The organism is Lachnoanaerobaculum sp. Marseille-Q4761 (assembly GCF_017565785.1).
Classification (GTDB): domain Bacteria; phylum Bacillota; class Clostridia; order Lachnospirales; family Lachnospiraceae; genus Lachnoanaerobaculum.
In genome coordinates this window covers 482,862-498,237 of sequence record NZ_JAGEKB010000002.1, presented here as the reverse complement: position 1 = coordinate 498,237, position 15,376 = coordinate 482,862, and the positions used below count along the sequence as shown (strand labels likewise).

At 34.1% G+C, this 15,376-nt stretch carries 18 protein-coding genes; 15 read left to right on the top strand and 3 right to left on the bottom strand.

The features are described from left to right. The first annotated feature begins 790 nt into the window (after nucleotides 1-790). The 11 genes from J4O15_RS09535 (at nucleotide 791) to J4O15_RS09485 (ending at nucleotide 8,980) form a co-directional block, all read left to right on the top strand. Complete coding sequence (locus tag J4O15_RS09535) at nucleotides 791-1,777, top strand: ORF6N domain-containing protein (RefSeq protein ID WP_208100590.1); 987 nt, start codon at nucleotides 791-793, stop codon at nucleotides 1,775-1,777. Nucleotides 1,778-1,892: 115 nt separating this feature from the next. Continuing rightward, a complete protein-coding gene (locus tag J4O15_RS09530) occupies nucleotides 1,893-2,369 on the top strand; it encodes a pyridoxamine 5'-phosphate oxidase family protein (RefSeq protein ID WP_208100589.1) in 477 nt (158 codons plus the stop codon). A 175-nt stretch (nucleotides 2,370-2,544) separates the two neighbouring features. Then, a complete protein-coding gene (locus J4O15_RS09525) occupies nucleotides 2,545-2,736 on the top strand; it encodes a hypothetical protein (protein WP_242822724.1) in 192 nt (63 codons plus the stop codon). 75 nt (nucleotides 2,737-2,811) lie between these two features. Next, complete coding sequence (locus J4O15_RS09520; RefSeq protein ID WP_208100588.1) at nucleotides 2,812-3,222, top strand: GNAT family N-acetyltransferase; 411 nt, start codon at nucleotides 2,812-2,814, stop codon at nucleotides 3,220-3,222. 78 nt (nucleotides 3,223-3,300) lie between these two features. Next, nucleotides 3,301-3,918, top strand: coding sequence for an SAP domain-containing protein (locus tag J4O15_RS09515; protein ID WP_208100587.1), 618 nt, complete (start codon nucleotides 3,301-3,303; stop codon nucleotides 3,916-3,918). A 44-nt stretch (nucleotides 3,919-3,962) separates the two neighbouring features. Beyond that, nucleotides 3,963-4,922 carry a DUF4846 domain-containing protein gene (locus J4O15_RS09510; protein ID WP_208100586.1) on the top strand — a complete coding sequence of 320 codons (960 nt, stop codon included), beginning with the start codon at nucleotides 3,963-3,965 and terminating at the stop codon, nucleotides 4,920-4,922. A gap of 74 nt (nucleotides 4,923-4,996) precedes the next feature. Next, on the top strand, nucleotides 4,997-5,617 hold the full coding sequence (locus J4O15_RS09505; RefSeq protein ID WP_208100585.1) for a TetR/AcrR family transcriptional regulator: 621 nt from the start codon (nucleotides 4,997-4,999) through the stop codon (nucleotides 5,615-5,617). 98 nt (nucleotides 5,618-5,715) lie between these two features. Next, the gene (locus J4O15_RS09500; protein ID WP_008750996.1) at nucleotides 5,716-6,300 is read left to right on the top strand and encodes an MptD family putative ECF transporter S component; all 585 of its coding nucleotides are present in this window, start codon (nucleotides 5,716-5,718) and stop codon (nucleotides 6,298-6,300) included. 1 nt (nucleotide 6,301) lies between these two features. Next, nucleotides 6,302-7,036, top strand: a complete 735-nt coding sequence (locus J4O15_RS09495; RefSeq protein WP_208100584.1) for an energy-coupling factor transporter transmembrane component T — start codon at nucleotides 6,302-6,304, stop codon at nucleotides 7,034-7,036. Further along, entirely contained in the window at nucleotides 7,012-8,505 is a 1,494-nt protein-coding gene (locus J4O15_RS09490) for an energy-coupling factor ABC transporter ATP-binding protein (protein WP_243762025.1), read from the top strand. The genes J4O15_RS09495 and J4O15_RS09490 overlap by 25 nt, the downstream gene beginning before the upstream one ends. A gap of 37 nt (nucleotides 8,506-8,542) precedes the next feature. Continuing rightward, nucleotides 8,543-8,980: a GNAT family N-acetyltransferase gene (locus J4O15_RS09485; protein WP_208100583.1), complete on the top strand. Its 438-nt coding sequence runs from the start codon at nucleotides 8,543-8,545 to the stop codon at nucleotides 8,978-8,980. 165 nt (nucleotides 8,981-9,145) lie between these two features. Here the strand turns inward: J4O15_RS09485 and J4O15_RS09480 are convergent, their stop codons facing one another. Then, on the bottom strand, nucleotides 9,146-9,712 hold the full coding sequence (locus J4O15_RS09480; protein ID WP_208100582.1) for an NAD(P)H-dependent oxidoreductase: 567 nt from the start codon (nucleotides 9,710-9,712) through the stop codon (nucleotides 9,146-9,148). Beyond that, the gene (locus J4O15_RS09475) at nucleotides 9,709-10,305 is read right to left on the bottom strand and encodes a TetR/AcrR family transcriptional regulator (protein WP_208100581.1); all 597 of its coding nucleotides are present in this window, start codon (nucleotides 10,303-10,305) and stop codon (nucleotides 9,709-9,711) included. Before J4O15_RS09475 ends, J4O15_RS09480 begins: the two co-directional genes overlap by 4 nt. 320 nt (nucleotides 10,306-10,625) lie before the next feature. Between J4O15_RS09475 and J4O15_RS09470 the strand changes: the two genes are divergently transcribed. After that, on the top strand, nucleotides 10,626-12,158 hold the full coding sequence (locus J4O15_RS09470; RefSeq protein WP_208100580.1) for a type I restriction-modification system subunit M: 1,533 nt from the start codon (nucleotides 10,626-10,628) through the stop codon (nucleotides 12,156-12,158). Then, the gene (locus J4O15_RS09465) at nucleotides 12,148-12,792 is read left to right on the top strand and encodes a restriction endonuclease subunit S (protein ID WP_208100579.1); all 645 of its coding nucleotides are present in this window, start codon (nucleotides 12,148-12,150) and stop codon (nucleotides 12,790-12,792) included. Before J4O15_RS09470 ends, J4O15_RS09465 begins: the two co-directional genes overlap by 11 nt. On the opposite strand, the gene J4O15_RS09460 is transcribed toward J4O15_RS09465, so the two are convergent. Then, nucleotides 12,789-13,274 carry a hypothetical protein gene (locus J4O15_RS09460; protein ID WP_208100578.1) on the bottom strand — a complete coding sequence of 162 codons (486 nt, stop codon included), beginning with the start codon at nucleotides 13,272-13,274 and terminating at the stop codon, nucleotides 12,789-12,791. The genes J4O15_RS09465 and J4O15_RS09460 overlap by 4 nt on opposite strands. 428 nt (nucleotides 13,275-13,702) lie before the next feature. On the opposite strand from J4O15_RS09460, the gene fic reads away from it, so the two are divergent. Together fic and xerA are read left to right on the top strand one after the other, a co-directional pair. Beyond that, nucleotides 13,703-14,308: a protein adenylyltransferase Fic gene (gene fic / locus J4O15_RS09455; RefSeq protein WP_208100577.1), complete on the top strand. Its 606-nt coding sequence runs from the start codon at nucleotides 13,703-13,705 to the stop codon at nucleotides 14,306-14,308. Nucleotides 14,309-14,390: 82 nt separating this feature from the next. Further along, nucleotides 14,391-15,374: a site-specific tyrosine recombinase/integron integrase gene (xerA, locus tag J4O15_RS09450; protein ID WP_208100576.1), complete on the top strand. Its 984-nt coding sequence runs from the start codon at nucleotides 14,391-14,393 to the stop codon at nucleotides 15,372-15,374. Nucleotides 15,375-15,376: the final 2 nt, after the last annotated feature.

Below are 15,376 nucleotides of genomic sequence, written 5' to 3'. Positions count from 1 at the left end.
TCTCAGTTTGACAAGACCGGTAAGTTTGAATTAAATTTAATAAAAATATATATTTATTATGCAATGTTAAATAAGTAAGCTGATAAAAAGTAAATTAGTGTTTGATAAAGTTTTAAGGAGATAACTGTGAAGATAGATATAGTTAAAACGAGAGAGTACTACAATTCATTGTCCTCAGATATGCTATGTGATTGTGAATATTGTAAGCTGTATTATGCTAAGTCAAGAAAAGAATTTTCGGAATGATAATTCATATTATGTTGGAGATTTTAGCATAAAGATTGCAGATTCACACCCCGATACCGGAATTAGTGAAGAACACTTTGTTCTCGAAGTGATCCCTAGGAGTTCTATGAAATTATCTATTAAGGGATAAATCAGGTTTGTAAAAATAAAGTATATAAATTTACGGAGGTAAAGGAGATGAAAAAAATAAGAGAAATGTCTGTTTACTTAATAGTGATAACTTTAGCTTTTTATGTGTTACCTGCTTTCATTAATGACACATGAATCGGTATATTCTTCTTACTTATTTTAACTCCTATTATTTGTTTTGTAACTTCTATAATTTATGGAATTAGACATTCTTTTAATTTGATATTTTTATTGCTAATTATGGCCCTCTTTATTCCGACTATATTTATATTTTATAATGAAAGTGCAGCTGTTTATGTATTAATATACGGTATAATTGCAACAATAGGAAATCTTTTGGGAAGCTTAATTTAAAAAATGAGTAATTAAGAAATCTCTGTTTATCAGTCAGTATAAATTTAGTGAGGTTCATTTTATGATAGAAAAAAATAAAGAAATAGTGGTAATAGATGAAACTACAATTAAAAGTAAGATTTATTATTTAAGAAATCAAAAGGTTATGCTTGATTTTGAACTTGCTGAAATTTATGGGTATACAACGACAAGATTTAACGAACAAGTAAAAAACAATGCTGAGAAATTTGATGATGATTTTATGTTTCAGTTGACGAAGTCGGAGTTTGAAAACTTGATATCGAAAAAATCGACATCAAGTTGGGGCGGTCGTAGAAAACCACCTTATGCTTTTACAGAGCAGGGTATTTATATGCTTATGACTGTATTAAGAGGAGAACTTGCTGTTAAGCAAAGCAAGGCATTAATACGAATGTTTAAGCAGATGAAAGATTTTATAATTGAAAATCAAGATTTTATCAGTCCAAAAGATTTAGTGCAAATTGCAGTACAGACAAACCAAAATACAAAGGATATTGCAGAAATAAAATCTCAAATGGCTACAAAAGAAGATTTGAAAAAAGTGATGGAAAATTTCATAGATCCGGACACCTATAAGCATTTTCTTTTGATGAATGGAGATAAGATTGAAGCGGATGTTGCCTACACAAAAATATATAATTCTGCAAAGAAAAGTATTTTTGTGATAGATAACTACATAGGTTTAAAAACGTTAGAGCTGCTAAGAACTGCAAAAGATAATGTGGAGGTCATCATATTTAGTGATAATGTCAGAAATAAAGATATGCTTACAAAAAGTATTTTAAATGATTTTATAAGAAATTACCCTAACATTAACTTAAAAATGAAGATTGCAGGTAAAAAGTATCATGATAGGTATATTTCAATAGATTATGGAATGGAAAATGAAGCGTTTTATCTTTGTGGAGCATCATCGAAGGATGCAGGAAATAAAATATCAAGTATTACCAAGATAGAAGAATCAGCAAAGGATTTGTATCATACAATGTTTGGTGGAATGTTAAACAATAAGAATTTGAGAATTTAGTGTGTAAATAACAGGACACCTTTTAGTAAGTTTATTAAAAAAGTAATTAAGAAATTCCAATTTGCCAGTCTGGGTAAATTTGAATTTGTATCAGTGTAAGAAGGAGAATAATATCATGTTTAGAACAATTCGTAAAAAGAAAAATGAAATCAGCATCGACATGGCAAAGGCTCTTTTGCAGTCCGGCCGACGTGGCGTTCTTGCCGTAAATGGAGATGACGGATATCCCTATGCAATTCCTATCAACTATGTCTACGATGACGATGCGAATAAAATTTATTTTCATGGAGCACGTGCAGGCCATAAAGTAGATGCACTGCGTTGCTGTGACAAAGTATGTTTCACGGTATATGGAAATGAAACCATTAAAGAAGAAGATTGGGCACCGTTTGTGCAGAGCGTTGTGGTATTCGGCAGATGTCACCTCGTAGAATACGGTGTAAGAGCAACAACTCTGTTAAAACGATTTGCAATGAAATACTATCCTAGCGAACAGTTAGTTGACGAGGAAATTGCCCACGCAGGAAAGGCTGTGCAAATTTTTGAAATAGAAGTGGAGCACCTCAGCGGCAAGGAAATACAGGAACGATAACTTTAGCTTTTTGTGTGTTACCTGCTTTCATTAATGATACAGGAACCGATATATTCTTCTTACTTATTTTAACTCCTATTATTTGTTTTGTAACTTCTATCATTTATGGAATTAGACATTCTTTTAATTTGATATTCATGATGATGGGTGAAACACGGGCGAATTAAGTTATCCATTGGGAAGAGGTATAAATTTTTCAATAGCATTCGAAGATGTTGAAGAACTTTATAAATTAGTAAAAACTCTAAATTTTGAAATATATAGAGAACTAACAAGAAATAAATATCAAGTTAATGGGACAGAAGAAACACAAGTTGAGTTCTTAATACAAGATCCCAATGGATATTTATTAAGATTTACAAACTGATAAATTCCGATTTACTAAGCTCGTTAATTAGAATTTAAAAAATTGAAGTACAAAATAGTGAAGGACTTATACAGTATGAAATTGAAATTAGAAAATATTGAATCGAAAAGAACTGAAGAACCGGCAAATTTAATCAGAGCATACAATAGATCAAAGAGAGAGCCGTCTAAAAGCGAACCACTTAATATTTATTTGGAAGATGAACAGGGCAATTTGAAGGCAGGAATGGTAGCGGGAACTTTTGGAAATTGGCTTGAGATTGAATATTTATATGTCAGTGATGATTTACGGGGACAAGGGATCGGTTCAAAAATTTTGAAAATGGCGGAAAGAGAGTCAAAAGAGCGAGGGTGTAAGTATTCATTTGTGGATACTTTTAATTTTCAAGCACCGAAATTTTATGAAAAGCATGGCTATAAAGAAGTGTTTGCATTGGAAAAATACCCTTATACAGGTGAGAGATACTATTATACAAAAGAGTTGTGATTTGAAATGTGGTTTTGAATTGGAATCATTTACTATGATAACCATTATAGGGAAATCATTATTTACGAAGGAGGGCTGATGAAAGATATTAGACCGGATTTTAAAGATATAAAATCATTTGAAGAATTTAACAGATACTATTGGTATCGAGAAGAACTTTCACAAATTTGTAAATCCCTTGGATTGGAGTATAGATGTACAAAACAAGAGCTGAACTTAATTATAGAACAATTTTTTAGGGGAAATAGAGTGGAAAAATCTGTAAGGAAAGTAAACAAAAATCAAACTGAATCGATAAATTTAAATACGCCATTGCTTGAAGCCGGATTTTCCTTTAACCAAAAATTTAGAGATTATTTTTCTGCCGTAACAGGTGTTAATCCGTTTAAATTTAATGCTGATATGGCAACAGCTTGGAGGAAAGTAAAAGCCGAAAATGATTTAAGCTTTACGATACAAGATATGCTGAAAGTATATTATGGTGAATCGGATTACGCTAAGTATGATAATTCAGCTTGTCAATGGAATCAATTCCTAAAAGATTTTTGTTTAGATGAATGTAGCAATAATTACTCTGATAAGTTAAAAGCTGCAGCTACCCTTTGGAAAGAAGTTAGAGACTCAAAAAATGAAAAAATATATTCAAGGGAACTTTTAAAAAAATATGAAGACAAAATAGAGGAGTACTTAAAGTAAATAAATCTGATTTTAAGAGTTTGAAAGGGGGTATACAGACATTGATGAATTTTATGAAGATAAATAAATTTTATTTACTGCTTACTGTGATTATTTGCATATGCTGTGGTTGTAAGAGCAAAAATATGAATACCGTCACAAATGAGGAAGCGGAAAGTACAATTGTTGAAAATAGTAATGATACAAAAACAAATGATAATGAGAGTACAGAAGAAAGCACTGAGAAAAGTGCTGTGAAACTTTCGGATTTTATAAATCCTGAGGGAAATACACTTTTTACCCGTTTTATTACTCCAAAGGGATATAAAAGGGTGAAAGCCGCTGAGGGAAGTTTTGCCCATTTTATAGGAAATTATAATTTGGAGCCTGACGGTACTCCGGTATATTATTTTGATAAAAGAGAAAAGGCAGGAAACGGTCACGTGGCGGTATTTTCCATGGAAGTGGCAGAGGAGGATTTGCAGCAATGTGCAGACAGTATTATGAGAGTATATGCCGAATATTTGTATAAGACAGGAGAGCAGGATAAAATAAGCTTTACATTTGTAGACGGCTTTGTATGCGATTTTAAGCACTGGAGACAGGGGTATAGGGTAAAGTTTTCAAATGATAAACCGTACTGGGAGCAAAGTGTAAATCCTGACAGTGGTGAGGAAACATTTAAAAAGTATCTTCGCATTGTATTTGCCTATTCTTCCACACTTTCTATGGAAAAAGAGTCAAGACCTGTAGATATCTCTGAAATTCAGGTGGGGGATATTTTTATAAAGGGAGGAAGCCCCGGACATGTGGTAATGGTGGCTGATATCTGTGAAAATGGAGCAGGAGAAAAGGCATTCTTACTGGCACAGGGCTTTATGCCGGCACAAAGCTTTCATATAATCAAAAATCCCGCCCACAGTGAGGACCCATGGTATTATGAAGGCGAGATAAAATATCCTTTAAGAACACAGAATTATACCTTTGATGAGGGAAGTTTAAAAAGGCTTGATTATTTGCAATAGATATAGTTGTTAGTTATTGACACTTAACTTAAAAAGAGATAAAATAATAACAAAGTTATCAGAAAGGTAAAAGTATGTCAAACGGAGCATATGATATCACACATAAAAAGATATTAGAAAGTGGAAAGGAACTTTTTTTAAAAAATGGTTATGAAAGGACCAATCTCAGGGAGCTTTGTAAGAAGGCAGGAGTTACTACAGGTGCATTTTACAGGCATTTTGAGGACAAGTCTTCCATCTTTCGAGAACTTGTAGATGATGTGGCAACCGGTCTTTTATCCGGATTTGATAGAGCTGAAGATAAATGCTTTGATAATATAGATACGGGAAATACGGATGAAATCTGGAATATTTCTTCAGATGCTATAAGAGAATTTATACACTATATTTATATGCATTTCGATACATTTAAGCTTATAATTTGCTGCTCGGACGGAACGGAATATAATAACTATATTGACCGCATTGTTGAGCGTGAATTAAACAGTATGTATCGTATGTATGAAGCACTGGATGAAAAGGGGATTTCTTATAATCGTGTTGCAAAGAATGAGTTACATATGATTATACATGCATATTATGCCTGTATTTTTGAAACGGTTTTACATGATTTCAGTAAAGAAACAGCATTGGATTCTGTTCAAAGTCTGTCGAGTTTTTTTACGGCAGGATGGAGGAAACTGCTTCAAATCTAGGATTGTCACAATATGTGGCATATTTTTGACTCAAAGATAACTAAGTATGCAATCTAAGTTATCATAAATTAGATAAATAAATTCTAGGAGGAATTTGTATGAAAAGTGATAGTTTAAAGACAAAAGATTTGATTCATGTAGGTGTATATACGGCAATTTATATTGTAGTATTTTTTACAGTGGGAATGATTAATGCAATCCCATTCCTTTATCCTCTGCTGTTTATTTTGGTTCCGCTTATTACAGGGATACCTTTTATGTTATTTTTGACTAAAGTGGAAAAGTTCGGAATGGTAAGTATTATGGCGGTTATTATCGGTATATTTTGGTATATTATGGGATATACATGGATTCCGACTGTAAGCTTTATTGTGTTGGGACTTATTTCCGACTTTGTTATGAAAGCGGGAAAATATAAAAAGTTCAGCATGAATATTCTTGGATTTGTAATTTTTTCTTGCAGTATGCTGGGGCTTCCTGCACCGATGTGGCTGATGACAGAGACTTATATGGCAGGTGTTCGAGAAGCTATGGGTGAGAAATATGTAATGGAAGTAACAAAATTTATGCCGCCATGGATGGGATTTGTGGCATTGGTTTGTATTATTATTTCTTCAATTCTTGGGGCATTTATTGGCAGAAGAATGTTAAAAAAGCATTTTGAGAGAGCGGGAATTGCATAGTATGGAAGAAAATATAATTTATGAGCCTCCAAAACATAGGGGATTATACCTTGATCCCCGTACTAAAGTACTTGTTATGCTTGTACTTGCAACTTTGATTTTTTTCGTTCATAAGAATCTTATATTGAATTCAATACTTGTATTTATTCCTATTTTTTTATTAATTTCAGATAAGAGATATCGTCCGGCTTTTATTTACGGAGGTTTATTTGTAATTGCAATCTTTGTAAAAATATATGGAGGAAAGTTTGAATTCCCATATCTGATTTCTATGATTTTAGGACTTATTGTAGAACTTATTTTTAGATTTTTCCCTGTATTTATGTTTGGTTATTATATTATAAAATCAACAAAGCCGAATGAGTTTATATCCGCAATGAATTTGTGGCATGTTCCGGAGGCATTTATTATTCCTGTTTCGGTCGTTTTTAGATTTGTTCCGACCTTGGCAGAGGAGAATAAGTCTATCAGTAATGCAATGAGGATGAGAGAGATAAGATTCGGAACCAAAAAATTCCTGAAAAACCCGTCAATGATTTTGGAATACAGATTGGTTCCACTGATGATGTCTGTTGCAAAGATAGGCGAAGAACTTTCAGCGGCAGCACTTTCAAGAGGACTTGGTGGACTTAAAAAAAGGACATGTATGGTTGAGCTGAGATTTGGAATATGGGATGCAGGTATGGCTATTCTCATAGGCGTATTAGTTATATGGACAATAATGGGGAGAATATAAATAGTATGGTTGTACTTGAAAATGTATCTTTTTCTTATAATACTGTAGAGCATAGTGCCGGTGTTTATGATATAAATCTGGAGATTTTGCCCGGGCAGGTTGTGATTCTTTGCGGTGCTTCAGGTTGCGGTAAGACTACAATTACAAGACTGATTAACGGGCTGTCACCTGCATATTATCCGGGAGAGCTCAAAGGAAATATACTTATTGACGGCATAGATTCATCTGAATTGACATTATACGAATTGTCACAAAAAATAGGCTCCGTTTTTCAAAATCCTCGTTCTCAGTTTTTTAGTGTGGACTCCACCGGAGAGATTGCTTTCGGATGCGAAAATATCGGTGTATCAAGAGAAGAAATATATAAAAGAATAGGACGTATAACCAAGGATTTAAATATGGAATATCTTCTTGACAGAGATATTTTCGCTTTGTCAGGAGGTGAAAAGCAAAAGATTGCATGTGCATCTGTTGCAGCAATGTTACCGGAAATTTTTATCCTTGATGAACCATCTTCAAATTTGGATCTTCATACTATTTCTGATTTAAAGGAGGTAATAAGAAATTGGAAAAAGCAAGGTAAGACGGTTATTATTGCTGAGCATAGGCTGTATTATCTGATGGAGCTTGCGGACAGAGTCATTTATATGAAGGACGGAAGGATTGTAAATGACTTTTCTATTAATGAATTTAAAAAAATTGAAGAAACACAATTGCATCAAATGGGGCTTCGTTCCGTTTATCCGGTCAAATTTGAGGAAAGGAATGATGAAAACAGTAATAAAAACAACTTCAGTTTTAATAATATTTCATTTTCTTATGGGAAAAGAAAATTTATCGATATTCCTAATATAACAGTTCCATATTGTGCAATTGTAGGAGTTTTAGGGTATAATGGTGCAGGTAAGTCCACTCTTGCAAAGATGATATGCGGACTTGAAAAAAGGGTAAAGGGAAGTTTAAACTATAAATCCGGTATTATTATGGCAAAGGATTGGAAAAATCTAAGTTATATGGTAATGCAGGATGTAAATCACCAGTTGTTTACGGAAAGTGTTTTGGATGAAGTTATTTTAAGTATGGAAGAAGATGATGAGATCGCAAAAGAAAATGCTGAGAAAATACTTAAAGATCTGAATCTGGAGATGTTTTGTGATGTACATCCACTCTCTCTTTCGGGAGGTCAAAAACAGAGAGTGGCAATTGGCAGTGCAATAGCAAGTGATAAGGAAATATTGATTTTTGATGAGCCGACAAGTGGTCTTGACTATGAGCATATGTTGGAAGTTTCTGAAATCATAAAGCATTTAAAAGCTGAGGGAAGAACAAGCTTTATTATAACTCATGATCCGGAGTTTTTAAAGGAATGCTGTGATTATTTGATTTTTTTGGAGAATGGAAAGCTTTTATGGGCAGGAGCATGGACAAAAGAAAATGCGGGAAGAGTGAGTGAATTTTTTGAAATATAAGTCTTATAGCAAAAATCTTATATATACAGGAGATTAAATGGTAAGAGAGATAAAAGAAAATGAATTAAATGATTTACTCCAACTGTATTTACATTTACATGAGAGCAGTTTGCCGGAGATGTCAAAGCATCTTGAGGAGGTCTGGCTTAGCATTATAAAAGATGAGAACCATCATATTATTGTTAATGAAATAGACGAAAAAATAGTATCCTCCTGTGTCTGTGTTATAATTCCGAATTTAACAAGAAATGCAAGGAGCTATGCATTTATAGAAAATGTGGTTACTCATGTAAATTATCGCGGCAGTGGCTATGCAAGTGAATGTTTAAATTTTGCCGGAGAGATAGCTAAAAAAGAGAATTGCTATAAGATGATGCTTTTAACAGGCTCAAAGGATGAATCTACATTAAACGTTTATAAAAATGCAGGCTATAATTGTGCCGATAAGACAGCATTTATAAAGTGGATTAAATAATATTTATAAAAAAGTAAAGGGTATATCGTGAAAGTAGGACTTTTAATCGGGACATACCCTTTTTAACGGTCAGATGTATAAAGGCGGTGAAAATCCTGACTAATGAATTTCATTCTTTATTATCACAGAAAATCTTATTTACAGTATTTTTTACAGCCTATGATTTTAGATACGGGTAGCCATAACGGATATTTTTTCCAAATAGAGTTTCCTTTTTTCCTGTGATGAGGATTCCACCTGAGCTAAAGTGGTTAATTTGACCGGTGTGATTCCGCAGGGCTTTAAAATCTGATTTTTTAAAACCTTGCCGTAATCATTACAGAATGGCAGTGCAATGGCAGGTGCATCCATAGTAGTGATAATCCATGCTGATTTGCCCTTTAAATGCCCTTCAAGTCCTATTTTCTTATAAGAATAAGCAAAACCTGATACAAACACTCTGTCAATAAAGCCCTTTAAAATAGCAGGCATACCGCTCCACCATATAGGGAAGATAAAGATAAGCTTATCGGCTTCTTTGATCATATCACGATATTTGCAAGTCTCCGGACTTTTTGCAAGATCACGCCTTTTATTTTCCTCATCAAATTTCAGCACCGGATCAAAATTTTCTTTATATAAGTCTATGGTTTTAATCTTATGTGTAGACGGAATAGAACTTTCCACCTGCTTTAATATTGCATTATTAAAACTTTTACAATTTGGATGTGCGTAAATAATCAAAATATTCATTTTCTTTCTCCTTTAATATAGATATCAAGCATATGCCTGATAGTACTTTGTATGGTTACATTATCAAGTTCATTTCCCATAGGGCTTCCTGAGATTACAGCAAGACCGGAGATAAAACTCCAAAAATGAAGCAGAGACTCGGCTTCGCTATTTGTAAAGTTTTCCTCTTTTCGAAGCATCAGCACAATATGCTTAAACTTTGAAAATCCCGGGAAATCAGAGGTGTCTGAAATGGTATTTTCTGTGAATTTCATATATTTAAACGGGAATTTGATAAATAATGCCTCAAAGAAATAAGGATATTTCTTTGAAAAATTTATCAGATTAAGTCCCATTTGAACCAGCTGTTCTCCTGCACTTTGCTTTATATCCATATCCTTAACAAGCTCATTATCAAGTAAGGTTGAAATATGCTTTAATACAACATTCAAATAATTTTCCTTGCTCTCAAAATGGCGATAAGGAGTACCATGAGTCACTCCGCAGGATTTTGCTATGGTTCTAAGCGATAAATTATCAATTCCGGATTGCTTTATTTCTTCCACCCCGGTTAAAATAAGATCTTCTTTCAATTTTTCCGTATTTCTTTTCATATTCGCCTCTTCTAAAAGTATACACTGTCTACAATGTTAGTATACACTGTATACTTTCATTGTCAAGGGGAAAATATAATAAAGTCTATGTAGACTTTGGGATACGTTGGCTTTTTCATTATTTATAATATATGCTATGTTAATAATTTGAAATATGCTAAAATATATAAGCCAATTGTTTGAATTTATAATGGACCACTTGAAAAACTAATATACACATTTTATTTGGTGACAATGAAAGTGTAATGGTGTGGGTTAGTAAGGTTTTTAATACAGATTTGGACAATATTATAGAATTTATAGAGTATGGAGAATAAATAATGGCCGGAAAAAACAATGCAAATATAGGCTTTGAAAAACAAATTTGGGATGCAGCTTGTGTTCTGTGGGGGCATATTCCTGCCGCTGAATATAGGAAGGTGATTGTTGGACTTATTTTTCTTCGTTATATATCCAGTGCCTTTGAAAAGCGTTACGAGGAACTTTTGGAAGAAGGTGATGGTTTTGAGAACGATAGAGATGCATATGCAGAAGAAAATATTTTCTTTGTGCCGGAAGAGGCTCGTTGGAGCAAGATTTCTTCTGCTGCACATACAGCTGAAATTGGTATAGTAATTGACAATGCTATGAGGGCAATCGAAAAAGAAAATGCGACTTTAAAAAATGTTTTGCCTAAGAATTATGCCAGCCCTGATTTAGATAAAAGAGTATTGGGGGAAGTTGTTGACTTATTTACCAATGAAGTAAAAATGGATGGAACAGAGGCAAGTAAAGATTTATTGGGCAGGACATATGAATATTGTATTGCTCAGTTCGCAGCCTATGAAGGAACAAAGGGCGGTGAATTTTATACGCCTTCAAGCATTGTAAAGACTATTGTTGCCATATTGAAACCGTTTAATAATTGTCGTGTGTATGATCCTTGTTGTGGTAGTGGTGGTATTTTTGTACAGAGTGAAAAATTTGTACAGGCTCACAGTGATAACAGAGGAAATATTTCTGTGTATGGACAGGAATCCAATGCAGATACATGGAAGATGGCAAAAATGAATATGGCAATAAGAGGAATTGATGCGAATTTCGGTCCTTATCATGCAGATACATTTTTTAATGATATTCATAAGACATTAAAATCTGATTTCATTATGGCAAATCCACCGTTTAACCTTTCTAATTGGGGAGCGGATAAATTAAAAGATGATGTCAGATGGAAGTATGGAATGCCACCGTCAGGGAATGCAAACTATGCATGGATTCAGCATATGATACACCACTTAGCACCAAATGGGAAAATCGGATTGGTACTTGCGAACGGAGCATTATCAACTCAAACTTCCGGAGAAGGAGAAATAAGAAAAAAGATTATAGAGGATGATCTTGTTGAGGGAATTGTAGCTTTGCCGACACAGCTGTTTTATAGTGTTACTATTCCTGTGACACTGTGGTTTATCACTAAAAATAAAAAGCAAAAAGGAAAGACTCTATTTATTGATGCCAGAAAAATGGGATATATGGTTGATAGGAAACATAGAGACTTTACGGAAGGGATACAAGAAGACGGAAGCCTTGGAGATATTGACTTGTTGGCAAAGACTTTTGAAGATTTTCAAAATGGAGCATTGGATGAGAAAAAAGGATTTTCGGCTATTGCTACGATAAAAGATATAGCAAAGCATGACTATATTTTAACCCCAGGTCGATATGTGGGGATTGAAGAACAGGAAGATGATGGAGAGCCCTTTGAAGAAAAGATGACAAGGCTGACCTTGGAGCTGTCAGATATGTTTAAAAAGTCTCATGAGTTGGAAGAGGAAATTAGAAAGAAGTTAGGGGCGATTGGGTATGAAATATAAGCTTTCAGATATTTGCAGTTTTCGCAAAGGAAAAGTTGAAGTAGAAAACTTAAATACGAAAAACTACATATCAACAGAAAATATGTTGCCAAATAAGTGCGGAATTATTAAAGCGAGTTCTTTACCGAGCGTTGCTTTAACTCAAGAATATAAAAATGGTGATATCCTTGTTTCTAATATTCGTCCATATTTCAAAAAAATATGGAAAGCTAAATATGATGGCGGTTGTTCCAATGATGTTTTAGTCTTTGTTGCCAAATCTAATACAGATAGAAATTTCTTGTATTATGTACTTGCAGATGATAATTTCTTCACATATTCGATGACAACATCAAAAGGGACAAAAATGCCAAGAGGTGATAAAACCTCTATAATGCAATATGAAGTTCCCATGATTGATTTGCAGACACAAAAGAAAATCGCAAGTATTTTGAAGTCGTTTGATGAAAAAATCGAACTGAATAATGTGATAAACAATAATTTACCGCCTCATCCGTGCAACGCACGGATAGCTGCGAAGCAGCGTAGGCAGACACCGAAGCCGGACGAATGCTTGCACACAGATGGCAAGGTGTCTGACAGAGGCAGTAACGAGGGAGCTGCAGAGCAGTTTTTGAGTATATTAGCAGCTTAAAGGTCGAGGTTTGAGACATCAAGTTCGCCGGACATAAGCTTTGGTAAAAGTATGTCTCTGAGCATAGCAAGATGTTCATTCTGCTTACCATTGGTGAAAATTTGACTAAAAATTGATTTGCAATAATCATCAAATACGACAATCTTATCTACGGGCGGAATTAAAATAGGTTCAGTTTCAATAAAGCCTGAAAAGTCAAGATTTTTAATCCCTGTTGTGCCGTTTTCGTAAGAGAAAAAGACACCTTTACCATACATGTATTGCCAATAATAGTAAATAAACAGACTGTATCCTTCTTTGGGTTTCATTGCCTTACAGAAATTTGTACAAACCATACCGCTATCATAACGGTCAAGTAATGATTGAGTTATAGCTGTACATCTTCCAGTTGATTGAGTAGGACTACCTCCTGAGATTTCAACAACAATGTCGCCTACCGTAAGCTGTTTGTCGACAAAGTTTTTCGGAAGAATATATCTCATAGGCATTTTGCTCTTATTACCTGATTTTACTTCGGGAATATCAGCACCTCTAATGCAATAAACTTTTTCAGTATTATTACCTGTCGGTGCTTCTTTTCCCCAGTCACCATTTAAGGTTGACTTAATGAGTTCAGAGAATGTTCCTGTTGACCATTTACTGTTTTCAGGATTGTCTATAAAGTATTCTTTGAATATAGCCTGAGCTTGCTGCTCTAAATTATTGTTTACCTGTTATTTAGAATTCAAGCTATCTTATTGACCTATGGTCAATAAGCATCGCAAGTCTGCGACTTGCTCAATTATTGTTTACCAGCTATTCAGAGTCTAAACTATCTTATTGCCCTACGGTCAATAAGCATCGCAAGTCTGTGACTTGCTCAAGTATTATTTATAATAACTATCATGAAAATATAGAAAGGGAAGTTGCCATGACATTAGAGAATAAACTTGGCATTACTGATTCGGTAGAATTAGCTAAAGTTGAAGAAAAAATAAGTAAAAAAAGAGCAATAGAACTCTTTGAAAGCGGATATTTAAATAATCTTGAACACGGAACTTTCAAATCTCTTGCTGAAATACACAAATACTTATTTGATCAGATTTATGATTTCGCCGGACAAATAAGAACTGTTAATATTGCAAAAGGTAATTTCCGTTTTGCTCCGCCTATGTATTTGAGAGCATCTCTTGAAAATATCGAAAAAATGCCACAGTCAACATATGATGAAATTATAGAAAAATATGTAGAAATGAATGTTGCACACCCTTTTCGTGAGGGAAATGGTAGAAGTACAAGAATTTGGCTTGATTTGATTTTGAAAAAAGAGTTAGGTAAAGTTGTTGATTGGAGTCGTGTAGATAAGGAGGATTACCTTTCTGCTATGGAACGCAGTCCCGTTAAAACTATTGAAATCAAATATATATTAAAGCAAGCACTGACAGAAAAAATCAATGACTGTGAGATTTATATGAAAGGTATTGATCACAGCTATTATTACGAAGACTATTTTACATTTAAGACAAGTGATTTGTAACTAAAAACTTCTATCAGCGGCAGAAGTCAATGTAAAGAACAGCCGTTGCTTGTCAGTTCTCAATAAAAAAGGAGAAATGACGATGAAACAAAACTTAATAAATGACATTGTTCAAGGCATGTTGCCATATTTGAACAACGCACAAAACGAAAGGTTGCAGGAGGTTTTGCAATATGTCTTTGCAGACTATGAGGTAAAAGAAAAGCAAAAACAAGGGAAGACTTCAAAGCAAAACTTTGTAGAACTGTTCTTATCGGCAAAACGCATAGAGGGTTGTTCCGAAAAGTCTCTTAAATACTACAAGGCTACGATTGAAGCTATGCTTGATGAACTACAAAAAGATGTCAAACATATAGTTACAGACGACATTAGGGGATACCTGACAGAATATCAGGAAAAGAAAAAATCAAGTAAAGTTACAATAGACAATATCCGCCGTATTCTTTCAAGTTTCTTTGCTTGGTTGGAGGATGAGGACTACATACTGAAAAGTCCGGTACGACGTATACATAAAGTTAAAACCGGCACAAACATAAAGGAGACCTATTCCGATGAAGCTTTAGAACTTATGCGTGATAATTGTACAGAACTAAGAGATTTAGCAATAATAGATATGCTTGCATCAACCGGTATGCGTGTAGGTGAAATGGTGTTGCTTAACAGAAATGATATTGATTTCAACGAGAGAGAATGTATTGTGTTTGGCAAAGGCAGTAAAGAGAGAGTTGTTTATTTTGATGCAAGAACAAAGATTCACTTGCAGAATTATCTTAACAGTAGAATAGATGATAACCCGGCTCTGTTTGTATCATTGAAAGAGCCTCATAAAAGGCTGAAAATAGGTGGGGTTGAGGTGAGATTAAGGGAATATGGAAAAAAATTAGGGTTGCACAAGGTGCATCCGCACAAATTCAGGCGTACCCTTGCAACTATGGCGATAGATAAAGGAATGCCCATTGAGCAACTGCAACAGCTTTTAGGGCATAGAAAGATAGATACAACTTTGCAATACGCAATGGTCAAACAAAGCAATGTTAAGATTGCTCATAGAAAATATATCGGTTAGAG